Origin of the sequence: Allobosea sp., from assembly GCF_030695125.1 — a bacterium.
In the GTDB taxonomy this organism is placed as follows: domain Bacteria; phylum Pseudomonadota; class Alphaproteobacteria; order Rhizobiales; family Beijerinckiaceae; genus Allobosea.
In genome coordinates this window covers 22,492-42,359 of the sequence record NZ_JAUYTP010000076.1, presented here as the reverse complement: position 1 = coordinate 42,359, position 19,868 = coordinate 22,492, and the positions used below count along the sequence as shown (strand labels likewise).

The following is a 19,868-nucleotide window of genomic DNA, read 5'->3' as shown; positions in this document are numbered from 1 at the left end:
CCGCCGATGAGCAACCCGACCTCCCAGGACGAATTGCACCGCAACCTCGATCCGCTTCACGCGGAAAACGTTTTCAGCGATACCGAGACGCGCATCGCCGTGGCCGGGCATCCGATCCACGCCATGCTGGTCGCGTTTCCGATCGCGCTCACCATGTGCACCTTCGGCGCGGACCTGTTCTACTGGTGGACGGGCGATGCGTTCTGGCCGCGCGTCGCGCTGTGGGCGATCGGCGCCGCTTTCATGATGGGGCTTCTGGCCGGGATCACCGGCACCGTCGAACTGCTGATGGTGCCCGGTATCCGTACGCGGCCGCCGAGCTGGACGCATTTCGTGATCGCGGTCGCGCTTCTGAGCATGCTGGGTGCGAATTTCGGCTACCGGCTGACCGGCTACGAGACAGCCGTTCTGCCTTTCGGCATTCTGCTGTCGGCTTTGTGCGCCGGGTTCACGGCTCTGACGGGCTGGCATGGCGGGAAGCTCGTCTTCGATTATCGGCTTGGTGCCGGCGACAGCAAAAGCTGACGGTTGAGGGGTGTCCGCAGCCAATCGGGCATCATCGCCGCATCGAGTTGCGGCTTGGCGAGCACGGTGAACAGGATCGTGCTCATGATGCCGAGGCCAATGGCGAGCATGAGTGCCGGCGGGAGCGCGGGTCTGACATAGCCCCGCTCGCCGAGCCGGGTGACGCAATGGCCGAGATAGGTGTGCAGCACGATGAGCGCGCCGATCTGGACCAGCTTGGCAAACATCCAGGGCTCGAACACCCAGCGGGCGAACAGCAGGGACCCGCCGGCGACGGTGGCGATGACCGCGGCCGGGCTGATGCAGAAATTATAGGCGTTGTGGGCGAAGATCCGCATCCGAGCCGCCTCGCCTGCCCGCACCGGATTGTCGGCGCGCTGCAGCAGGATCGGCAGGATCAGCAGGCCGGCGCACCAGACGGCGAGGCTCGCGATGTGCAGGAATTTCAGCCAGGCGATCATTCGAACGCCGCCCGATCGACCCGCCGCGCGGCCAGGATCGCATAGGCTCCATAGACGAAGAACGCCGGGACCCACATCAGCAGCCCGGCAAGTTGCTGATCTCTCAGCGGGTCCAGCCCCCAGGGCAGGGATGCCAGCCCATGGACGTCATAGAGCGGGGTCGGCGCGAGCGTCAGCAGCGCGCCGAGAAGCCCCATTTGGCCGGCCCCTGAACCGATCGTCATCAGCGCCGTCACGGGCGACGCATGGGGGGACATCACCGCGCGCCAGAACCAGGTGAAGCTGCCGAGCAGCGCCAGCTGCAGGACCCAGTAGAGCAGATGGCTTTCGAACGCGGCGGTGTACAGGGCGGGCCAGTGCCAGAGCCACAGCACCCCGGTCGAGGCCCCAAGTGCGGCTGCAGATCCCGACCCGCGCTGCGGCGGCAAGGCGTAGGCGATCAGCGGTGCCACGATCACGGTGATCGCCAGGTGATGGAAACCGCGCGCCGCAAACAGCGCCGAGGCCAATGCGCAGAGGGGAGACACGAAAATCAGCGCAAGGACCGCCATGGCGAGGAACCAGGCCCGTCGCCGCGACCCGACCAGCATGACCGCGCCCGCGAGACACGCGCCCGCAAGGGCGGCCAGAAGCAGAGGGTCGAAATTCCAGCTTCGCGCGATGACAGAGGGTACAGGCGCGACCCCGCAATAGGGTATGACGCTCTCGTATAGCACTCGAAACCGACCCCCTGCGCCGTGCCCGGCGCGCATGGAGTGGCGGGGCGTCTGACCGGATACGCCCGGATGTTTCAAAAGTTCCGGTTGCCCTGATCGAACATCCGAATCTTCAGCGGCTCGCGTCACGCCGAACGACGGGAGCGCATCAATAGGCGCGTGCGATCGTGCGACATCGGGAACTCGGTCGCGTCGGTCCTGGTCCGTCCACGATCGTTGGTCCGCGGGCAGCCATCATGGGCGCACAGGGATGCGAGCAGGAGGAAGACGGATGCCTCACTGGGACCAATCCGCCGGGCTTCGACAGCTTCGCCGAATGCCGGGATCAATCTCCAGCCTGCCGCGTTCTTCCAACACCACACGCAAAAGGAGACAGACATGATCTGGGAAACCCCTATCGTCGAAGACATCGCCTGCGGCATGGAAGTCACAGCCTATGCGCCCGCCAGCGAAGGTGACGACCTGCACGTTGCAGCCGCCCTGGTCGTCACGCCTGCCGAAGACTGACTCCTGTGAAAGCCGTCGTTCTCGGCTCCGCCGCGGGCGGCGGCTTTCCGCAATGGAACTGCCGATGCGCCAACTGCACGCTGGCCTGGTCGGGCGATGCGCGGGCGGCTTGGCGCACCCAGTCTTCCCTCGCTCTGATCTCGGGCGAGGACTGTGTACTGATCAACGCCTCCCCCGATCTCGGGCAGCAGCTGCGCGCGACAAAGGCCCTCTGGCCTCTGGCGACCCGCCGCTCGCCGATCAGCACGGTCGTGTTGACGAGTGCCGAGATCGACCATGTCGCCGGCCTGAGCACATTGCGCGAACGACACGCTTTCCGTCTTCTGGCGCTCGCACCCGTTCATGCCGCGATCGCCGACAACCCGCTCTTCGCACCCCTGATGGCGCAGCGCGTCGCTGCTCGCGGTGGAGAGCCTTTCTCGGCGACCGACGAAATGCAGATCACACTGTTCGCGGTGCCCGGCAAGGCGCCGCTCTATCTGGAGCAGGGCGAGCCGGAGGCTGCCGCGATGGATGGCGAGGCCTGCGGGATTCTCGTGACGGGTGGCGCGAGCCTCGCCTATGTGCCGGGATGCGCGGCGCTCACGCCCGATCTGACGGACTGGGTCTCCCGCGCCGACATCGTGCTCTTCGACGGCACGCTGTTCGACGACGACGAGATGAAGCGTGCCGGCCTCGGCGAGAAGACCGGGCGCAGGATGGGTCATGTGCCGATGACCGGCCCGGGTGGCTCGCTCGCTTGGCTCGCTGCGCTGCCGGCATCGCGAAAGATCTACATCCACATCAACAACAGCAACCCCGTGCTGATCGAGGGATCCCGCGAGCGCCGCCACGTCGAAAGCGAGGGGATCGAAATCGGTCATGACGGACTGGAGATTGCGCTGTGAGCCTGCTGCAGCCATCCGCCTTGGTCGACCGACTGCGCGAGGTCGGCGCGCGACGCTATCATGACCGGCACCCATTCCACCTCCGGCTTCATTCCGGCGGCTGCGGGAAAGGCGAAGTCCAGGCCTGGGCGCTCAACCGCTATGCCTATCAGGCGGCGATCCCTCGCAAGGACGCCGGCCTGATCGCGCGCCTCGACGACCCGGCCATGCGCCGGGCCTGGCGGCAGCGGCTGATCGACCATGACGGCGCTGCCGACGGCGAGGGCGGCATCGAGCGCTGGCTGCGGCTCTGCGAAAGCCTCGGTTTCAATCGCGACGAGGTGACCGCCCTGAAAGGCGTGCTTCCGGCAACGCGCTTTGCGGTCGATGCCTATGTCGCCTTCGTGCGCGAGCGGCCGCTGCTGGAGGCCGTCGCCTCCTCGCTGACGGAGCTGTTCTCGCCGCAGGTCATCAAGACGCGCGTCTCCGGCATGCTGGCGCATTACGATTTCGTCAGTGCCGAGAGCCTGGCCTATTTCACCGCCCGTCCGGAGCAGGCCTCGCGCGATGTCGAAAGCGCGCTTGCCTATGTCGCCGCGCATGCCACGACGCGTGAGCAGCAGGATGCCGTCGTCGCCGCGCTCGAATTCAAATGCGACGTGCTCTGGGCGATGCTGGATGCGCTCGACCATGCCTATGGCGCGGCCGGCCAGATCCCGCCCGGGGCCTTCGAGCCGGGGGCGCGCGGATGATCTGCCTCGACGCCCGCCCCATGCTCGCCAGCGGCGTCAGACTGCGCGCGGACCGCGTTCGCGGCGGCTTCAATCTGCTCGCGCCCGAGCATGTGCTGCGAATCAACGCGTCATCGGCCGCGATCCTGAACCTCTGCGACGGCACGCGCCGGATCGGCGACATCGCCGGGCTGCTTGCAGACGAATACGAGGTCGAGCGCGTGCGCATCGAGCGCGACGTGCTCGCCCTGATCGCGGATCTCGCCTCGCGCCGCATGGTCGAGACATGAACGCCCCTCCCCCCTTCGCTCTGCTGGCTGAGCTGACCCATCGCTGTCCGCTCGCCTGTCCCTACTGTTCAAACCCGCTGGACCTCGACCGCAAGGCCGATGAGCTTTCGACGGACGAGTGGACGCGTGTCTTCGGCCAGGCGGCGGAGCTGGGCATTCTGCAGCTGCATCTGTCGGGCGGCGAACCCGCAACCCGGCATGACCTTACGGAACTGGTCGCTGCCGCGTCGGAGGCGGGCCTCTACACCAATCTGATCACATCCGGCATCGGCCTCGACGCAGGCAGGTTGGCCTTGCTTGCCCGGGCCGGCCTGGATCATGTCCAGCTTTCGATCCAGGATGTCGATGCCGCCAATGCCGACCGGGTCGCGGGCCTTGCCGGCTCGCATCGCCGCAAGCGCGCCTTCGCCGGGCTGGTCAGCGAAGGCGGCCTCCCGCTGACGATCAACGCCGTCCTGCATCGCGGCAATCTCGCGCGCATGGCGGCCATGGTCGACGAGGCCATTGCCATGGGGGCACGTCGTATCGAGCTCGCCCACGCGCAGTATTACGGCTGGGCCGCTCGCAACCGCGATGCCCTGATGCCGGACATGGCCGACGCGCTCGCCGCGCGGGACACGGTCGCAGCCCTGCGCGACCGGACGTCCCACCAGATCACCATCGACTATGTCCCGCCCGACCATTTCGCCCGCTATCCGAAGCCCTGCATGAATGGCTGGGGCCGGCAGTCGCTCAACGTCACGCCGCGCGGACTCGTGCTGCCATGCCATGCCGCGCAGACCATTCCCGGTCTCGCCTTCTGGAGCGTCAGGGATTACCCGCTCGCCGCCATCTGGCAGGAGTCGCCTGCATTCGGCGCGTTTCGCGGCACGGACTGGATGGCCGAGCCATGCCGCAGTTGCGACCGACGCGAGATCGATTTCGGCGGTTGCCGCTGCCAGGCCATGGCCCTGACCGGCGACCCGCGCAATGCCGATCCGGTCTGCGTGCTCTCGCCTTTCCATGACCGAGTCGAGCATCTGACGACGCGCCAGCGCAGCGATGCCTATGTCATGCGCGGGCGGCCGTCGCGGCAGGCCGAGCGCAGTGCGGTAGCGGATTCGACCCCTGACCACGCCACAGAGGAGCATGACGATGCACAGCACATTGCTGGCTGACAATGACGGCAAGCGCGTCTTCGCGCTCGTGCTGGATGACGGAGACGAGGCTTTCGCCTGCATCACGTCGTTTGCCGTCGACAAGGGCCTGACCGCCGCCTCGCTGACCGCGATCGGCGCTTTCGAGCGCGCCACGATCGGGTTCTTCGACTTCGCTTCGAGGTCCTACGAGGAGATCGCGGTCGATACGCAGTCCGAAGTGCTCTGCCTGATCGGCGACGTTGCCGAGGGTGACGATGGGCGGGCGAGCATCCATGCCCATGTCGTCCTGGGCTTGCGCGACGGATCGACCAGGGGCGGCCATCTCTTGAAGGGGCTCGTGAGGCCGACGCTGGAGGTGATCGTCACCGAGATGCCCGGCCATCTTCGCCGACGCAAGGTTGCCGAGCTCGGTATCGCCTTGCTGAAGCCCATGTGACCGGCATGGACCTCGTCGTCATCGTCGGATATGTCGCCGCAGCCTGCTCGGTCGCGAGCTTCGTGCCGCAGGCCTGGAAGATCGTCCGCACGCGCGACACCGAGGCCCTGTCGCCGCCGATGTACGCGCTGACCACGGCGGGTTTCCTGCTCTGGACGATCTACGGCATTGCCCAGGGCCAATGGCCCCTGATCCTGACGAACACGATCTGTTTCGTCCTCGCGAGCTTCATCCTCGCGATGACGCTGCTGTCGGGACGCGCGAAACGGAAGGTCGCCGACGCGATCGATCCCGGGAGCTGAAACCTCCCTGTCGTCGAAGCAGGCCGCGACGGCGGGCGTCACCCGATTCTCACAACAAGTGAAACGGTTCGTGCAGGCGGTCCTGTCCGGCACGCGTGTGCCCGGCAGGACCGCGCTCGGGCCTAGGATCTGGCAACGTCGGTCGGCGCGCGTGCGCCAGCAGAGCCTGCGGCGATCAACTCGTCGGCCCGGTCAGCCGCCAGATCGCGTTGCCGACGTCGTCGGCGACCAGCAGCCCGCTGTTGCGGTCGACCAGCACGCCGACAGGCCGTCCCTTCGCTTCGCCCTTGTCGGAGAGGAACCCGGTCATGACGGGCTTCGGCATGCCCGAAGGCTTGCCATCGACGAAGGGGACGAAGATCACGCGGTAGCCGACCGGAACCTTGCGGTTCCACGAGCCGTGCTGGCCGATGAAGGCGCCACCCTGGTAACTCTGGCCCAGCCGCCCATCCTTGACGAAGGTCAGGCCGAGCGAGGCGCTGTGGGCCCCGAGCGCATAGTCGGGCTTGATCGCTCTGGCGACGAGGTCGGGCCTCGGAGGCTCGATGCGGGTGTCGACCGTCTGGCCATAATAGCTGTAGGGCCAGCCATAGAATCCATCCCGCTTCACCGAGGTCATGTAGTCGGGAACGAGGTCGTCGCCGATCTCGTCGCGCTCGTTGACCGCGACCCAGAGTTCCTTGGTTGCAGGATTCCAGTCGATCCCGACCGGATTGCGCAGGCCGCTGGCGAAGACCTGCGTCGCGCCGCTCGCGGTGTCGATCTCCAGCACAGCGGCGCGCCGCTCCTCCTCGGCCATGCCGTTTTCGCCGACATTGGAGTTGGAGCCGACGCCGACATAGAGCTTGGTCCCATCGGGACTCGCCACCAGGCTCTTGGTCCAGTGGTGGTTGCGGCCGGCCGGCAGGTCGGCAAGCTTCACCGGCGTGGCTGAATTTGTCGTCTCGCCCGCAACATAAGGCACGCGCACGACGGCGTCGGCGTTGGCGATGTAGAGCTGGTCGCCGACCAGCGCCATCCCGAAGGGCGAGGTCAGATTCTGCAGATAGACGCTTTTGGTCTCGGCGACCCCGTCGCCGTCCTGATCGCGCAGCAGCGTGATGCGATTGGCACTCGGCGTCTGCGACCCGGCCTTCTTCATGAACAGGCCCTGGACCCAGCCGCGGATGCCGCCACTCTTGTCCTCAGGCTTGGGCGGGGCGTCGCTCTCCGCCACGAGGATGTCGCCATTGGGAAGCTCGTAGAGCCAGCGCGGATGCTGCAGGCCCGTGGCGAAGGCTGTGATCTGTCCGCCACTGGCTGCGACGGGCTTCTCGCCCTCCTTCCAGCCGATGGCGTCCGCGACCTTGACCGTCGGCAGCCAGGAGGATTTCGGTGCCGGCAGCGTTGGATTGGGCCCATATCCGGCTTCCTCTGGCAAAGGCTGGTCGCCACATGCCGCAAGCGCCAGCGTCGATGTCGCGACCCCGGCGATGAGGATGGCTTTGAGCGGATTGGCCATATCTGAAACTCCAACTGGCGCGCCGTGGGCGCGTGATCATCAGGTTGGAACGTTTGCAGGCGCGGATTGTTCGGCAAAAAGGCTGCGGCTCGTCGGGATGAGGTCGTTGCGCTCGCGCCAGTGGGCCGGTTCGGCGCCGGGAATTCGGCTCGCCACGCAGGCGAGTCCACAAAGCGGCCGGTCGTGATGCGGTGTGCCGCCATTCTGCGGGCGTTGCGGCTGCAGGGCACCGAGATGAGTGCTGCGCGGGCGGAACCGCGGCCGACGTCGCGGATTATGTCGAGACCGTTCGACCGATCCCGGCAACAGGAGTGCGCAATGAACCACGACCATCTGGCTGCTCTGCACACCGCCATCATCGATGCCCGTGAGGGCTATGGCAAAGCGATCGAGAAGGCTGAAGACCCCGCCGTCCTGGAGCGACTGCGCGCCGTCGATGGCCTGCATGAGGCAGCGCATGCCGACATTCACAGGATGCTCTCCGCTCACGGTGAGAGCGCCGACGACGATGGCTCGCTCATGGGCAGCGTCCACAAGGTGGTGGTGACGGCACGGTCGGCGATCCTCGGCCTCGACGATGCGTCACTGTCAGCATTCGCGAGCGGCGAAGAGAACACCTTGGAGGCGTATGACGAGGCGATTGCCGAGATGACTGCCCCGGCCGACCGCGCGACGCTGCTGCGTCACCGCGAGGCGCTCGCGTCCGAGGTGTCGAGACTGAACCGCCGGGCCCAGGCCGACGGCTCCACCATCATCTGATGGTCTCGGTGAGTGCCGAGAGCGATGGCCCTCGGCGCCTTCGCCTTTAGCATGCCCAGAGCGTTATGATCTCGAACACTGCGGCTGGCGGGGACCGATACGCCATACGCCGCGCCGCTTGATGTCGCGCGGGCAAAAGACGCCTTGATACTGCCCGAACGAACCACGGGCAGCGGATGAGGCCAGCCTCAATTCCGCTGAGTGATCGAGATCGCATAGGCGGGCGCCCGTTCGGCGAATAACGGGTCGTCAGTGGGACCGGCTACCCCCTCCGCCAGTCTAGTCGGATCGAAGATCTCGCGGTCGCAGATGTCATTTTCCGCCAGCCCGGTCACGGTGAGTTCCGCCAACTTGACGCTGCGCCGCGTCTCCTCGTCCGGCCAGGTCTGCGTCGCAGGGATGGCGGCATCGCCGGCCGAACCGAGGATCGCCAGAACGTCGAACCCGGCTGGCCTTTTCTCCGCCAGGCGCGCCTTCAACTCATCGACCAGGAAGTCGGCCGGTTTTCCCTTGGCGTCCTCGTCGTTCAGTCCGACTTGGCCGCCCTTGGGCGACAGTTTGAACTTCACGATCTGCGTCGCGCCCTGGGCATTGGTCAGGGTGTAGGGGTGGATCGCCCAATAGCTGACCCCGACCCAGGAAGCCGGGACGGGCCGGCCCGCCAGGAACCGGCCCTGGTTGGTGGTCTCGGGATTGGCATCGGTGAAGGCCTTGATCTTCGCCGCGTCGGGCTTCCCGTCGGCGCCCGGCAGTCTCGCCTGCAGGAAGGCCAGCATTTGGTCCGGCGACTTCACGAAATTCACCGGTGCGTTGACCATCACGAACTCGCTCTGGCCGGGGCCATTCGGATCGATCCGCAAAGCCATCCCGCGATTCACGGTCTTGGTCCCATCCGAGACCTTGGCGTTGCCGCTTCCGACCGAGAACCGCACCACGGCGGCTCGCTCGCCCGAAAATGCGGGCGACTTCGACAGCTGCCGGGCTTCCGCGGTCGGCGTGAAGCGGGCGGCGAAGCATTGCCCCTTGGCACCACTCGGCCGCGTCGACTGCTTGCCGGACAGGGTGCGCATGGTTTCGACGATGGTTTCCGTCGTCGAATTCTGGGCGAGCGCCGGGGAGGCTTGAGCGAGCGCGCAGATGGCACCGACACCGGTGGTGCGCAGCAGGATGGCAAGGTTCATTTCGTCCTCATCAAGGTTCGCGGATTCGGAAGATGACGTGAGAAGCGGCGCATGGTCGGGCCGGCCATCCCTTGAGGACGCTGCGGAGAACGCCCCTCGGCTGAACGGGACGCGGCCGGTTGGCGTCGTCGTCCGAAGACGGCCCTGCCTCCTGAGCCGCTTGGCCCAACAGGCGATGTCGGCTGTGTCCATCCGTTGCGACGCACAGCCATCTTGCTGGGCCATCGGACCGGCCTGGGCAGATCGACATCATGCGATGCTCCTTGAGGCGTGCCGAAAGCGCATGCCGTCATGAAGTTCGGAGCCTGGCGATCACACGCTCTTCAACTCGCTTCACGGCTCCGTGTTGGCAGTGTCCCACGGCTCGGTGGTGCCGTCGGAGAGATCCATTTCCGGGGCAAGAGGCTGCGGTGTTGCAGCCCGATCTCGTATCGCTGAAAAGCAGCATCACCTCGTCAGACAAGGCGCCCGGCGCGCGCCGCGGTGTGGAGCCCATGTCGGGACAGCGTGCAGCGACGCCTGCTTCTGGGTCGATGACCAATGTCCGCTGTCCGCCGGCTCAATCGGCGGTAGCCCCTGAAATCGGCGGACGGCAGACACCCCTTCCGCAAGCCTCATCGGCGCCTTCTCAGGGCCTCGGCGGGTTCGGCCCCTGCAGCAGTTCGTAGACCACCGGGTTGTCGGGGCAGAGGCCCGCGCCGCATTCCAGCACCGTCGAGACGCCGGTGGCCAAAGCGAGGGTGGCGGCAAGGACGGTCATGGCGATCAAGAAGGTCGAGGCGCGTGCGGGAGTCGCTTCGGGTTCCGCGAACTGGCGTTCGAAGAACAGCAAGGCGGCGCAGCCCAGCACGATGGCGCCGAAGACCAGCAGCGCCCAGCTGTAATAGTGCAGACCGAGGATGGCGCTGCCATAGGTCCCGGTGCCCGGGACGATATGGCCGAGGATCTGGCGGATCGAGACCATGCCGCCGAAGCAGGCGGAGAGGATCACCACCCCGTAATGCCCCGGGTGCGGGCCGAATTTGACGTTCAAGGCCAGCCCCAGCGCCGCCCCCATGAAGCCGACGCGCTGCAGCAGGCAGAGCGGGCATGGCAGTTCGCCGAGCAGGACCTGGTCGAGGAAGGCGGCGATCAGCACGAGGCTGACGGCCAGCAGACCGACGGCATTGAGCGTGCGGGCCATCGACGGGGTCATCGGCACGGCCTCACAGCACGATCGTCAGCGCATCGGTGACGTGCAGCCGAAACAGCACCAGCATCACCACCATCGAGACCGCCCAGAGCAGCAGCGCCGCGCCGCGCTGGCCCGCCAGGACGCAACCGAAGCCGGCGAGCAGGCCGAAGAAGGGAAGGCTCATCATCGTGCCGGTCCTTGGACGCCGCCGGCCTCAGGGGCCGCGGGGCGGATCACTCCCACTCGATCGTGCCGGGCGGCTTGCTGGTGATGTCGTAGACGACGCGGTTGATGCCCTTGACCTCGTTGATGATGCGCGTCGCCGTGCGGCCGAGGAAGGCCATGTCGTAGGGGTAGAAATCCGCGGTCATGCCGTCGACCGAGGTCACGGCGCGCAGCGCGCAGACATGGTCGTAGGTGCGGTGGTCGCCCATCACGCCGACGGTGCGCACCGGCAGGAGCACGGCGAAGGCCTGCCAGATCACGTCGTAGAGGCCGGCCTTGCGGATCTCGTCGAGATAGATCGCATCCGCTTTACGCAGGATGTCGAGCTTCTCGCGGGTGATCTCGCCGGGGCAGCGGATGGCCAGCCCCGGTCCCGGGAAGGGGTGGCGGCCGACAAATGCCTCGGGCAGCCCGAGTTCGCGGCCGAGCACCCTCACCTCGTCCTTGAACAGCTCGCGCAGCGGCTCGACGAGCTGCATCTTCATGCGCTCGGGCAGGCCGCCGACATTGTGGTGGCTCTTGATGGTGACGGAAGGGCCGCCCGAGAAGGAGACGCTCTCGATCACGTCGGGATAGAGCGTGCCCTGGGCGAGGAAATCCGCGCCGCCGATCTTGGCCGCTTCCGCGTCGAAGACGTCGATGAAGAGCCGTCCGATGGTCTTGCGCTTGGCCTCCGGATCGGCGCCGCATTTGGCGAGCTCCGACAGGAAGAGCTCTTCCGCCTCAACATGAACGAGCGGGATGTTGTAGTGGTCGCGGAACAGGCGCACGACCTCCTCCGCCTCGTTCATCCGCATCAGCCCGTGATCGACGAACACGCAGGTGAGCTGGTCGCCGATCGCCTCGTGGATCAGCACGGCCGCCACCGCGGAATCGACGCCGCCCGACAGCCCGCAGATGACGCGGCCGCTGCCGACCTGCTCGCGGATCTTCTTCTGCATCTCGGCGCGATAGGCCGACATGCTCCAGTCCGGCGTGCAGCCGCAGATTTTTACGACGAAGTTGCGCAGCAGCTTGCCGCCATCGGGCGTGTGCACGACCTCGGGGTGGAACATCGTCGAGTAGAAGCGCCGGGCCTCGTCGCTCGCCACCGCATAGGGCGCGTTCTCGGAGGTCGCCTTGACGGTGAAGCCGGCGGGCAATTGCGTGACGCGGTCGCCATGGCTCATCCAGACGGGGTAGCGACCGCCCTCCTCCCAGACGCCCTCGAACAGGGCCGAGGGCGTGACGATCTCGACATCGGCGCGGCCGAATTCGGCGGCGTGGCCGCTCTCGACCCTGCCGCCGAGCTGCTGCGCCATGGTCTGCTGGCCGTAGCAGATGCCCAGCACCGGCAGCCCGGTGGAGAACACCTCCTGCGGCGCGCGCGGCGAGCCTTCGTCGGGCACCGAGGCCGGCCCGCCCGAGAAGATCACGCCCTTGGGTGAAAGGCGCTGGAACGCCTCGGAGGCCGACTGGAACGGGGCGATCTCGCAATAGACGCCGATCTCGCGGATGCGCCGCGCGATGAGCTGCGTCACCTGGCTGCCGAAGTCGATGATCAGGATGGAGTCGTGCGCTTGTGTCATGCCAGCGGCGTAGCGATATGCGCGCCGTCGTTCAACTTCGATTTTGCCGTCTGTCCGTTCAGAGGACGCGCAACGCATCTTCGAGTAGAACAACACGCTCGCTGGCCGGGTATCCTCTCAGGCGATTTGCCAGACGCTGATCGTCCGTAACCAGCCGGATATCGTGGTCCAACGCCAGCGCGACATACAGCGCGTCGTAGATTCCGATCGCGTTTTGGATAGCAAGGTCCACCGCGCGTTCAATCAGGGTCTCGACGGGAACCGCAACGAAGGATCCTGGCAGCCAGATGAGCGCTTCGCGCAACTGCCGTTCATCGGCCTCGCCTCGCCGCACTTTCCGACAAAGTACCTCGATCACCTCCGCCAACGCATGCGCTGGCGTATAGAAAACGAAACGGTCGTCATCGAATATCTGCTGCGCAATTTCAGAACGCGGTTCGTTCACCAAGAGTTTGACGATGATGTTGGCGTCGAGCACCAACGGTTCATTCATCGCGTATTTGCCTGATGATATCCGTACTGTCTGCCTGGGGGCCAGGCGGCGTCAGCGCGCGAATTTTGCGGAACGCATCCGAGGCGGTACCGCGCGATGGTATCGCACGAACGATGATCTCCTTCGCGATCTCGGCGACGGACTGGGAACGCGCCGCTGCGCGATCCTTTAGGCGGGCAAGAAGCTCTTCATCCACGTCATCAATCACAAGTCTGGCCATTGCAGTGGCTCCTGCTTCACCCGACCCCATTGTAGCGCAACATGGCCAGATAGAAACCGTCCGTGCCCGTGCGGCGCGGCGAGAGCTGGAGGCCATATATGGTCGCAAAGCGCGCCAGCAGGCCGAAATCGCCCTGCTCCGACGCGATCACCTGCGGCAGCGGCACAGGTGCAAAGCCGGGCTGCCGGGCCAGGAAGGCGGCGATCGCCGCGTCGTTCTCGTCGGCCAGCACCGAGCAGGTGATGTAGGCGATGCGCCCGCCGGATTTCACCAGCCGCGCCGCCCGGGCCAGGACCTCGGCCTGGTCCTTGACGCGCTCGGCGAGAGCGCCCGGGCGCACCCGCCATTTCGCATCGGGATTGCGCCGCCAGGTGCCCGAGCCCGTGCAGGGCGCATCGACCAGGACGAGGTCGGCCTGGCCCTCGACATCGGCCAGCGGCTCGTGCCCGCGCGAGCGCGGGATGCGGATCTCGACGATCGCGGCGCCCGAGCGGGCGAGCCGCTCATGCAGCGGCGCGAGCCGGCGGGCGTCGAGATCGGTGGCGAAAAGCCGCCCCTGGTTCTCCATCAGCGCTGCGAGCGCCAGCGTCTTGCCGCCGGCGCCGGCGCAGAGGTCGATCACGGTCTGCCCCGGAGCGGCCCCGGCCAGAAGGGTCACGAGCTGAGAGCCTTCGTCCTGGATCTCGAAGCCGCCGGCAAAGAACGCCGCCTCCGACTGCAGCGAAGGGCCGCGCCCGTCCGGACCCGGATGGAAGCGCAGCGCATCGGGTGACCACGCGCCGGTTTCCGGAGCGGCATGGGCCAGTTCGGAGGCCAGCGTCTCGCGCGTCGTCTTCAGCCGGTTGGTGCGGATGTCGATGGGCGCGCGACCGGCCAGCGCCTCGCCCTCGGCCACCGCGTCCGCACCGAAGCCGGCGGCGAAGGTTGGCCAGAGCCATTCGGGAACATCGGCGCGCACCCAGTCGGGCGCTCCCGCCAGCCGCGGGGCGACGAGGCTGTCCACCTCGTCGCTCTCCAGCGGCGCCGGCGCATGATGCTCGCCGCAAAACAGCGCAGCAATCTCCTCGAGGTCGGAGCCGCGCAAGCGCGCGAGCATGCCCAGCACCAGCGCGCGCGGCGCGTCCGAGCCCATGACATGGGTGCTCGACGCCCTTACCCGCAATGCGTCGTAGACCAGCGAGGCGATCGCGGCGCGATCCTTTGAACCCGCGAAGCGCCGCGACAGGCCCCAATCCTTCAGGGCATCGGAGGCCGGCCGGCGCCGCTGGATGATGTCGTCCAGCACCTCGATGGCGGCGCTGATGCGGGCGGCAGGCGTCATGGCGGTTCGTTCCGGGCGAATGCGCAGCAGGGCGCCGGCAGAGGCGGGCGAGATCGAGACTGGACGACTTAAAACATGACTCGGCGACATGCCACGCCCGACGACATCCGCTTGACGCGGTCCTTCCACAGGCGGAAAGACGAGGCAACACCCCTCGCAACAAAAGGTCTCGTTTCCATGCAGCGCGCCGGCCATCTCGTTCTCGCCTCCGTCCTCGCGCTGGCGCTCGCCGCTTGCGCCTCGCAGCCCTCCCCGGACCTGACCCCGCCGACCGCCAAGCGTCTCGACGCCAAGACGACGCTCGAGAGCGGCCGCCGCTGACCTGCGGGCGCTCTGCGCTTGCGCGCGCAGCGCGCCTTCAACGGCCTGTCACATGATCCGCCCAGGGTCGCGTCCGGATCGATGCGACCCTGGGAGTCGTTCATGCTGACGAAAACGCTGCTGACCGTCGGATGCGCCGTGGGCTTCGGCCTGGTTGCATCCGCCATCACGCCGGTGCTGGCGCAAACGGCCGCGCCGGCGGTGGCTCCGCAGACGCTGCTGATCGTTGGCCATCGCGGCGCCAGCGGCTATCGCCCCGAGCACACGCTCGAAGCCTACAAGCTCGCCATCGAGCAGGGCGCCGACTTCATCGAGCCCGATCTGGTGGCGACCAAGGACGGGGTGCTGATCGCGCGCCACGAGCCGATGATGAGCGGCACCACCGACGTCGCCACCCGTCCCGAATTCGCCAGCCGCAAGACCACCCGCAAGGTCGATGGCGTCGATACCACCGACTGGTTTGCCGGCGATTTCACGCTGGCCGAAATCAAGACCCTGCGGGCCAAGCAGGCCTTTGCCGACCGGGATCAGTCCCACAACGGGCGATACCAGATCCCGACCTTCCAGGAGGTCATCGAGCTCGCCAAGTCGGAAAGCGCCAGGCTGGGCCGCACGATCGGGGTCTATCCCGAGACCAAGCATCCGATCTTCCACGCCGCGATCGGCCTTGCGCTCGAAGACCGGCTGCTCGACACGCTGAAGGCGGCCGGCTGGACCGAGAAATCGTCGCCCGTCATCATCCAGAGCTTCGAGACGGCCAACCTCAAATATCTGCGCGGCAAGACGCAGGTGCGGCTGTTCCAGCTCGTCGACGCCGACGATGTCGACAAGGATGGCGGCATCGTCCTCGCCGCCCCGTTCGACAAGCCCTATGATTTCGTCGTCACCGGCGACAAGCGCACCTTCAAGGATCTGGTGAGCGCTGAGGGTCTCAAGGAGATCGCGACCTATGCCGACGGCGTCGCGCCCTGGAAGCCCTATCTGATGGCCGGCAAGCAGGTGGTCGGCCAGGACGGGAAGCCGCAGGACCTGAACAAGGACGGCGTCATCGACGAACGTGACCGTGTTCTTTTGCCGCCGACCGACGTCGTCAGGAATGCGCGAGCCGCTGGACTGCAGATCCATAGCTGGACGTTCCGCAGCGAGCCCAAGCGCCTGGCCTCCGACTTCAAGGGCGACCCTGTGGCCGAGTACAAGGCTTTCATGGCGCTGGGAATCGACGGCCTGTTCACGGATTTCCCCGACGTGGCGGTCAAGGCCCGGGACGGCCGATAACGCCGTTTTGCCACTCCCGTTCGGTCGAGACAAAAAAGCCCACCGCGCTGATCGCGCGGCGGGCTCTTCATGGACGATCAGCCGGGATCAGTCGCAGACGCGCTCCGTGCTGCGGACCTCGCCACGGCGGGTTTCGCGGACCGTCGTGACCGTGCGGCAGTTGTCGCGTCCGCGCGCACGCTGGTAGCGATCGCGGTCACGGGCACGATCCTCGCGCCGGATATCCCGCTCGATGGCGCGGTCGCGCGGCGAGCGCGGATCGACCTGGACGCCGCCCGGGCCGATGTTGATCGACTGGGCATAGGCACCACTCGTCGTGACCAGGGCGGCCAGCAGAACAGGAATGAAACGCTTCATGGTTGTCCTCCAATGTGGGAGGAAAACCATGCTGTGGCGCGATTGTTCCGTTGGGAGAGCCCCCTGCCCCGACGCCTCCCCGCCCCCTGATCAGTGCAGGATCTGGCTCAGGAAGAGCTTGGTGCGCTCGTGCTGCGGGTTCTTGAAGAAGGCCTCGGGCTTGTTCATCTCGACGATCTGGCCGGCGTCCATGAAGATGACCCGGTCGGCGACCTGCCTAGCGAAACCCATCTCGTGGGTGACGCAGAGCATGGTCATGCCCTCTTCCGCCAGCGACACCATGGTGTCGAGCACCTCCTTGACCATTTCGGGATCGAGCGCCGAGGTCGGCTCGTCGAACAGCATGATCTTGGGGCTCATGCAGAGCGAGCGGGCGATCGCCACGCGCTGCTGCTGGCCGCCCGAGAGCTGGCCGGGGTACTTGGCGGCCTGCTCGGGGATCTTGACGCGCTTGAGATAGTGCATCGCGATCTCTTCGGCGTCCTTCTTGGGGAGCTTCTTCACCCAGATCGGCGCCAGCGTCAGGTTCTCCAGGATCGTGAGATGCGGGAACAGGTTGAAGTGCTGGAAGACCATGCCGACGTCGCGGCGGATCTCGTCGATCTTCTTGAGATCGTTGGTGAGTTCCGTGCCGTCGACGACGATCGAGCCCTTCTGGTGCTCCTCGAGCCGGTTGATGCAGCGGATCATGGTCGATTTGCCCGAGCCCGAAGGCCCGCAGATGACCAGCTTCTCGCCGCGCTCGACCTTCAGGTTGATGTCGCGCAGCACATGGAATTCGCCATACCATTTGTTGACGCCGACCATTTCGACGGCTGTCGGGGTGTTGAGCGAGGTCGGCTTGAGAGCCGCCGGGCGGGTGCTGGTGGTTTCTGCCATGGCCATGAGGGCTGGTCCTTTCAACGCTTCTGACCGGCGGCAAGACGCTGCTCGACCGAAATCGAGTAGCGGGACATGCCCCAGCAACACAGGAAGTAGAACACCGCGGCAAAGGCGTAGCCCGTCGCGCGGGTGGTCGGCGTGGCCCAGGTCGGATCGACCAGGGTCGCCTCGATGGTGCGCAGGAAGTCGAAGATGCCGACGATGGTCACCAGCGTCGTATCCTTGAACAGCCCGATGAAGGTGTTGACGATGCCCGGGATCACGATGCGCAGCGCCTGCGGCAGGATGATCAGCCGCATCATCTGCCAGTAGCCGAGGCCAAGCGACATCGCGCCCTCGTACTGGCCCTTCGGAATCGCCTGCAGGCCGCCGCGGATCACCTCGGCCATATAGGCGGCGGCAAACAGCGCGACGCCGATCAGCGGGCGCAGCAGGCGGTCGGGCGAGTATTCCTGCGGCACGAACAGCGGCAGCATGGTGTTGGCCATGAACAGCACGGTGATCAGCGGCACGCCGCGCACGAACTCGATGAAGATGACCGACATCAGCTGGATGATCGGCAGTCTCGAGCGGCGGCCCAGCGCCAGGACCACGCCCAGCGGCAGCGAGAAGACGATGCCGACCGCCGCGATCAGGAAGGTGACCATCATGCCGCCCCACAGGCCGGTATCGACCCGCGGCAGGCCGGCGGTGTCGGCGAGGAGCGCGATCACGCCGAAGATCACCAGCGCCATCAGGATGAGGCGCTTGGACTGGAGGAAGCGCTGCCAGGGCGGCGCCGCGATCTCGACCTCGAGCAGTGCCGGCGGTACCCAGAACCGGGCCAGGCTCGGCACGAACGACAGGACCAGATACAGGGCGGCGAAGGCGAGCGTCAGTTGGATCAGGAAGCGCAGGAAGGTCTCGGCACCATCACCGCCGAGCAGCAGCAGATAGGCCGCGATCGGCATCGCCACGAAGAAGAAGAACGCGCCGAGCTTCTTTTGCGGCGCCTTGTCCCACAGCATCCAGACGACGCCGAGCGCAAACATCACGAAGACGATGTTGACGCGCCAGCGCTGCGGCACCGGATAGGAGCCGTAGATGAAGTACTGGAACCGGTCGGCGATATAGGCCCAGCAGGCGCCCACCGGCCGGCCGATCTTGTCGGCGAGGCAGGCATCGCGATTGGTGCCGCTCCACACCGCGTCGATGAAGTAGAAGCGCACCAGATCGGGCACGCTGGTCGCCACCACATAGAGGCAGACCAGCGTCATCAGCGAGTTCACCGGCCCGGAGAACAGGTTGTTGCGCACCCAGGCGACCGGCCCCGCCACAGACAGCGGCGCGGGCTCCTGTTGCAGGGTTTCCCGGCGGACGAAGGCGTGGGGCGCGTTTTCGAGCGTTGCGTCGGTCATCGTGGCGCCCTCACCGTTCCACCAGCGCCATGCGCTTGTTGTAGATGTTCATGATCAGCGAGGTGACGAGCGAGATGGTCAGATAGACCGCCATGGTGATGGCGACGACTTCGAGGGCCTGGCCGGTCTGGTTCAGCACCGTGCCGGTGAAGACCTGGACGAGGTCGGGGTAGCCGATGGCGACGGCCAGCGAGGAGTTCTTGGTCAGGTTGAGGTAGTTCGAGGTCAGAGGCGGGATGATGACCCGCATCGCCTGGGGGATCACGACGAGCTTCAGGGTCGGGCCCGACCGCAGGCCCAGCGCGTTGGCGGCCTCGGTCTGGCCTTTTGACACGGCCAGGATGCCGGCGCGCACGACCTCGGCGATGAAGCCGGCGGTGTAGGTCGTCAGGCCGATCAGCAGCGCCACGAATTCGGGGTAGATCTGCAGCCCGCCGGTCAGGTTGAAGCGGCCCTGCTGCGGCAGTTCGAAGGAGAGCGGCTGGCCGGCGATGAAGTAGACCGCCAGCGGCAGGCCGATGATCAGCGCCAGCGTGATGCTGCCGTTGGGGTATTGCGTCCCCGTCCGTTCCTGCTGCTTCTTCGACCAGGTGTAGAAGGCGATCGCCAGAACGACGGCGATGAAGAAAGCGATGACCACGCCCTGGAAGGCCGGCGCGAATTGCGGGTTCGGCAGAATCAGGCCGCGATTGTTGAGAAAGATCGAGCCCGGAAGCGCGATCGAGTTCCGGGCATCCGGCAACGGCTTCAGCACCGCGTTGTACCAGAAGAACAATTGCAGCAGCAGCGGCAGGTTGCGGATCACCTCGACATAGATCATCGCCAGCTTCGCCAGCACCCAGTTGCTGGAGAGCCGGGCGACGCCGACGAAGAACCCGAGGAAGGTCGACAAGACGATGCCGATGGAGGCGACCAGCAGCGTGTTGAGAAGGCCGACCCAGAAGGCCTGGCCATAGGTCGAGCCCGCGGCGCTGAACGGAATGAGCTTCTGGTTGACGTCGAAGCCGGCGGTGTTGTGCCAGAAGCCGAACCCGGACGCGATCTTCTGCGCACGCAGGTTTTCAAGCGCGTTCGACGCCGCCGACCAGATCAGGAAGCCGACCACCGCCACAAGCGCGATCTGGTAGACATAGCCCCTGATCCTGGGATCGTAGAACAGCGAGGCTTTGCCGGTTGGGACCGTTTCGGTCGGAATCGTCGACACCAATTACGCCCTTTTTT

General features: G+C 66.3%; 25 protein-coding genes. 11 read left to right on the top strand and 14 right to left on the bottom strand.

Going from position 1 to position 19,868, the window contains the following annotated elements; translation table 11 throughout:
• Positions 1-6 precede the first annotated feature (6 nt).
• The gene (locus Q8S38_RS23060) at positions 7-525 is read left to right on the top strand and encodes a DUF2231 domain-containing protein (RefSeq protein WP_305682674.1); all 519 of its coding nucleotides are present in this window, start codon (positions 7-9) and stop codon (positions 523-525) included.
• On the opposite strand, the gene Q8S38_RS23055 is transcribed toward Q8S38_RS23060, so the two are convergent.
• Both Q8S38_RS23055 and Q8S38_RS23050 read right to left on the bottom strand, forming a co-directional pair.
• Complete coding sequence (locus Q8S38_RS23055) at positions 492-986, bottom strand: CopD family protein (protein WP_305682673.1); 495 nt, start codon at positions 984-986, stop codon at positions 492-494. The two genes, Q8S38_RS23060 and Q8S38_RS23055, sit on opposite strands and share 34 nt — an antisense overlap.
• Positions 983-1,537, bottom strand: coding sequence for a cytochrome c oxidase assembly protein (locus tag Q8S38_RS23050; protein WP_305682672.1), 555 nt, complete (start codon positions 1,535-1,537; stop codon positions 983-985). Before Q8S38_RS23050 ends, Q8S38_RS23055 begins: the two co-directional genes overlap by 4 nt.
• Before the next feature lie 543 nt (positions 1,538-2,080).
• Here Q8S38_RS23050 and pqqA point away from each other — a divergent pair.
• Genes pqqA through Q8S38_RS23015 form a run of 7 tightly spaced genes read left to right on the top strand, consistent with a single transcriptional unit; the run spans position 2,081 to position 5,973 of the window.
• Positions 2,081-2,209 carry a pyrroloquinoline quinone precursor peptide PqqA gene (gene pqqA / locus Q8S38_RS23045; protein WP_305682671.1) on the top strand — a complete coding sequence of 43 codons (129 nt, stop codon included), beginning with the start codon at positions 2,081-2,083 and terminating at the stop codon, positions 2,207-2,209.
• Between the two features lie 5 nt (positions 2,210-2,214).
• Positions 2,215-3,096: a pyrroloquinoline quinone biosynthesis protein PqqB gene (gene pqqB, locus Q8S38_RS23040; RefSeq protein ID WP_305682670.1), complete on the top strand. Its 882-nt coding sequence runs from the start codon at positions 2,215-2,217 to the stop codon at positions 3,094-3,096.
• Positions 3,093-3,827, top strand: a complete 735-nt coding sequence (pqqC, locus tag Q8S38_RS23035) for a pyrroloquinoline-quinone synthase PqqC (protein WP_305682669.1) — start codon at positions 3,093-3,095, stop codon at positions 3,825-3,827. The genes pqqB and pqqC overlap by 4 nt, the downstream gene beginning before the upstream one ends.
• Positions 3,824-4,096 (top strand): pyrroloquinoline quinone biosynthesis peptide chaperone PqqD, encoded by a 273-nt coding sequence (pqqD, locus tag Q8S38_RS23030; RefSeq protein ID WP_305682668.1) that lies wholly within the window; start codon positions 3,824-3,826, stop codon positions 4,094-4,096. The genes pqqC and pqqD overlap by 4 nt, the downstream gene beginning before the upstream one ends.
• Positions 4,093-5,253, top strand: a complete 1,161-nt coding sequence (gene pqqE, locus Q8S38_RS23025; RefSeq protein ID WP_305682667.1) for a pyrroloquinoline quinone biosynthesis protein PqqE — start codon at positions 4,093-4,095, stop codon at positions 5,251-5,253. The genes pqqD and pqqE overlap by 4 nt, the downstream gene beginning before the upstream one ends.
• Positions 5,231-5,671 carry a PPC domain-containing DNA-binding protein gene (locus Q8S38_RS23020; RefSeq protein WP_305682666.1) on the top strand — a complete coding sequence of 147 codons (441 nt, stop codon included), beginning with the start codon at positions 5,231-5,233 and terminating at the stop codon, positions 5,669-5,671. Before pqqE ends, Q8S38_RS23020 begins: the two co-directional genes overlap by 23 nt.
• A 5-nt stretch (positions 5,672-5,676) precedes the next feature.
• Positions 5,677-5,973 (top strand): SemiSWEET family sugar transporter, encoded by a 297-nt coding sequence (locus Q8S38_RS23015; protein WP_305682665.1) that lies wholly within the window; start codon positions 5,677-5,679, stop codon positions 5,971-5,973.
• Between the two features lie 175 nt (positions 5,974-6,148).
• Here Q8S38_RS23015 and Q8S38_RS23010 read toward each other — a convergent pair whose 3' ends face one another.
• A complete protein-coding gene (locus Q8S38_RS23010) occupies positions 6,149-7,474 on the bottom strand; it encodes a PQQ-dependent sugar dehydrogenase (protein WP_305682664.1) in 1,326 nt (441 codons plus the stop codon).
• 318 nt (positions 7,475-7,792) lie between these two features.
• On the opposite strand from Q8S38_RS23010, the gene Q8S38_RS23005 reads away from it, so the two are divergent.
• Positions 7,793-8,233 carry a PA2169 family four-helix-bundle protein gene (locus Q8S38_RS23005; protein WP_305682663.1) on the top strand — a complete coding sequence of 147 codons (441 nt, stop codon included), beginning with the start codon at positions 7,793-7,795 and terminating at the stop codon, positions 8,231-8,233.
• 188 nt (positions 8,234-8,421) lie between these two features.
• On the opposite strand, the gene Q8S38_RS23000 is transcribed toward Q8S38_RS23005, so the two are convergent.
• From Q8S38_RS23000 to Q8S38_RS22970, 7 genes are all read right to left on the bottom strand, one after another.
• Positions 8,422-9,639: a catalase gene (locus Q8S38_RS23000; RefSeq protein WP_305682662.1), complete on the bottom strand. Its 1,218-nt coding sequence runs from the start codon at positions 9,637-9,639 to the stop codon at positions 8,422-8,424.
• 403 nt (positions 9,640-10,042) lie between these two features.
• Positions 10,043-10,609 (bottom strand): disulfide bond formation protein B, encoded by a 567-nt coding sequence (locus Q8S38_RS22995; RefSeq protein ID WP_305682661.1) that lies wholly within the window; start codon positions 10,607-10,609, stop codon positions 10,043-10,045.
• A 10-nt stretch (positions 10,610-10,619) separates the two neighbouring features.
• Complete coding sequence (locus tag Q8S38_RS22990; protein ID WP_197426553.1) at positions 10,620-10,775, bottom strand: DUF5993 family protein; 156 nt, start codon at positions 10,773-10,775, stop codon at positions 10,620-10,622.
• Between the two features lie 46 nt (positions 10,776-10,821).
• On the bottom strand, positions 10,822-12,381 hold the full coding sequence (guaA, locus tag Q8S38_RS22985; protein ID WP_305682660.1) for a glutamine-hydrolyzing GMP synthase: 1,560 nt from the start codon (positions 12,379-12,381) through the stop codon (positions 10,822-10,824).
• 58 nt (positions 12,382-12,439) lie between these two features.
• On the bottom strand, positions 12,440-12,874 hold the full coding sequence (locus Q8S38_RS22980) for a type II toxin-antitoxin system VapC family toxin (protein WP_305682659.1): 435 nt from the start codon (positions 12,872-12,874) through the stop codon (positions 12,440-12,442).
• Positions 12,867-13,094, bottom strand: a complete 228-nt coding sequence (locus Q8S38_RS22975; RefSeq protein ID WP_305682658.1) for a hypothetical protein — start codon at positions 13,092-13,094, stop codon at positions 12,867-12,869. The genes Q8S38_RS22980 and Q8S38_RS22975 overlap by 8 nt, the downstream gene beginning before the upstream one ends.
• A 16-nt stretch (positions 13,095-13,110) precedes the next feature.
• Positions 13,111-14,415, bottom strand: coding sequence for an RsmB/NOP family class I SAM-dependent RNA methyltransferase (locus tag Q8S38_RS22970; protein ID WP_305682657.1), 1,305 nt, complete (start codon positions 14,413-14,415; stop codon positions 13,111-13,113).
• 177 nt (positions 14,416-14,592) lie between these two features.
• Between Q8S38_RS22970 and Q8S38_RS22965 the strand changes: the two genes are divergently transcribed.
• Together Q8S38_RS22965 and Q8S38_RS22960 are read left to right on the top strand one after the other, a co-directional pair.
• Positions 14,593-14,736 (top strand): hypothetical protein, encoded by a 144-nt coding sequence (locus Q8S38_RS22965; protein WP_305682656.1) that lies wholly within the window; start codon positions 14,593-14,595, stop codon positions 14,734-14,736.
• 102 nt (positions 14,737-14,838) lie between these two features.
• Positions 14,839-16,011 (top strand): glycerophosphodiester phosphodiesterase, encoded by a 1,173-nt coding sequence (locus tag Q8S38_RS22960; RefSeq protein WP_305682655.1) that lies wholly within the window; start codon positions 14,839-14,841, stop codon positions 16,009-16,011.
• Between the two features lie 87 nt (positions 16,012-16,098).
• Here the strand turns inward: Q8S38_RS22960 and Q8S38_RS22955 are convergent, their stop codons facing one another.
• The 4 genes from Q8S38_RS22955 to Q8S38_RS22940 all read right to left on the bottom strand — a co-directional run bounded on the left by Q8S38_RS22955 (position 16,099) and on the right by Q8S38_RS22940 (position 19,854).
• Positions 16,099-16,368 (bottom strand): hypothetical protein, encoded by a 270-nt coding sequence (locus Q8S38_RS22955; RefSeq protein ID WP_305682654.1) that lies wholly within the window; start codon positions 16,366-16,368, stop codon positions 16,099-16,101.
• A gap of 90 nt (positions 16,369-16,458) precedes the next feature.
• On the bottom strand, positions 16,459-17,247 hold the full coding sequence (locus Q8S38_RS22950) for an amino acid ABC transporter ATP-binding protein (RefSeq protein ID WP_305682727.1): 789 nt from the start codon (positions 17,245-17,247) through the stop codon (positions 16,459-16,461).
• A 20-nt stretch (positions 17,248-17,267) separates the two neighbouring features.
• Entirely contained in the window at positions 17,268-18,647 is a 1,380-nt protein-coding gene (locus Q8S38_RS22945; RefSeq protein WP_305682653.1) for an amino acid ABC transporter permease, read from the bottom strand.
• Positions 18,648-18,657: 10 nt separating this feature from the next.
• Positions 18,658-19,854 carry an amino acid ABC transporter permease gene (locus Q8S38_RS22940; RefSeq protein WP_371125953.1) on the bottom strand — a complete coding sequence of 399 codons (1,197 nt, stop codon included), beginning with the start codon at positions 19,852-19,854 and terminating at the stop codon, positions 18,658-18,660.
• Positions 19,855-19,868 lie beyond the last annotated feature (14 nt).

What these genes read in the sequence shown, in the direction of transcription:
- Q8S38_RS22950 (WP_305682727.1), bottom strand. Translation starts at nt 17,247, where the DNA reads ATGGCAGAAACCACCAGCACCCGCCCGGCGGCTCTCAAGCCGACCTCG.
- Q8S38_RS22975 (WP_305682658.1), bottom strand. Translation starts at nt 13,094, where the DNA reads ATGGCCAGACTTGTGATTGATGACGTGGATGAAGAGCTTCTTGCCCGC.
- Q8S38_RS23020 (WP_305682666.1), top strand. Translation starts at nt 5,231, where the DNA reads ATGCACAGCACATTGCTGGCTGACAATGACGGCAAGCGCGTCTTCGCG.
- Q8S38_RS23010 (WP_305682664.1), bottom strand. Translation starts at nt 7,474, where the DNA reads ATGGCCAATCCGCTCAAAGCCATCCTCATCGCCGGGGTCGCGACATCG.
- Q8S38_RS22990 (WP_197426553.1), bottom strand. Translation starts at nt 10,775, where the DNA reads ATGATGAGCCTTCCCTTCTTCGGCCTGCTCGCCGGCTTCGGTTGCGTC.
- Q8S38_RS23055 (WP_305682673.1), bottom strand. Translation starts at nt 986, where the DNA reads ATGATCGCCTGGCTGAAATTCCTGCACATCGCGAGCCTCGCCGTCTGG.
- Q8S38_RS22955 (WP_305682654.1), bottom strand. Translation starts at nt 16,368, where the DNA reads ATGAAGCGTTTCATTCCTGTTCTGCTGGCCGCCCTGGTCACGACGAGT.
- pqqD (WP_305682668.1), top strand. Translation starts at nt 3,824, where the DNA reads ATGATCTGCCTCGACGCCCGCCCCATGCTCGCCAGCGGCGTCAGACTG.
- Q8S38_RS23005 (WP_305682663.1), top strand. Translation starts at nt 7,793, where the DNA reads ATGAACCACGACCATCTGGCTGCTCTGCACACCGCCATCATCGATGCC.
- Q8S38_RS23050 (WP_305682672.1), bottom strand. Translation starts at nt 1,537, where the DNA reads ATGGCGGTCCTTGCGCTGATTTTCGTGTCTCCCCTCTGCGCATTGGCC.
- Q8S38_RS23015 (WP_305682665.1), top strand. Translation starts at nt 5,677, where the DNA reads ATGGACCTCGTCGTCATCGTCGGATATGTCGCCGCAGCCTGCTCGGTC.
- Q8S38_RS22970 (WP_305682657.1), bottom strand. Translation starts at nt 14,415, where the DNA reads ATGACGCCTGCCGCCCGCATCAGCGCCGCCATCGAGGTGCTGGACGAC.
- Q8S38_RS22965 (WP_305682656.1), top strand. Translation starts at nt 14,593, where the DNA reads ATGCAGCGCGCCGGCCATCTCGTTCTCGCCTCCGTCCTCGCGCTGGCG.
- guaA (WP_305682660.1), bottom strand. Translation starts at nt 12,381, where the DNA reads ATGACACAAGCGCACGACTCCATCCTGATCATCGACTTCGGCAGCCAG.
- Q8S38_RS22995 (WP_305682661.1), bottom strand. Translation starts at nt 10,609, where the DNA reads ATGACCCCGTCGATGGCCCGCACGCTCAATGCCGTCGGTCTGCTGGCC.
- Q8S38_RS22960 (WP_305682655.1), top strand. Translation starts at nt 14,839, where the DNA reads ATGCTGACGAAAACGCTGCTGACCGTCGGATGCGCCGTGGGCTTCGGC.
- pqqA (WP_305682671.1), top strand. Translation starts at nt 2,081, where the DNA reads ATGATCTGGGAAACCCCTATCGTCGAAGACATCGCCTGCGGCATGGAA.
- Q8S38_RS22945 (WP_305682653.1), bottom strand. Translation starts at nt 18,647, where the DNA reads ATGACCGACGCAACGCTCGAAAACGCGCCCCACGCCTTCGTCCGCCGG.
- Q8S38_RS23000 (WP_305682662.1), bottom strand. Translation starts at nt 9,639, where the DNA reads ATGGCCCAGCAAGATGGCTGTGCGTCGCAACGGATGGACACAGCCGAC.
- Q8S38_RS22980 (WP_305682659.1), bottom strand. Translation starts at nt 12,874, where the DNA reads ATGAATGAACCGTTGGTGCTCGACGCCAACATCATCGTCAAACTCTTG.
- pqqE (WP_305682667.1), top strand. Translation starts at nt 4,093, where the DNA reads ATGAACGCCCCTCCCCCCTTCGCTCTGCTGGCTGAGCTGACCCATCGC.
- Q8S38_RS23060 (WP_305682674.1), top strand. Translation starts at nt 7, where the DNA reads ATGAGCAACCCGACCTCCCAGGACGAATTGCACCGCAACCTCGATCCG.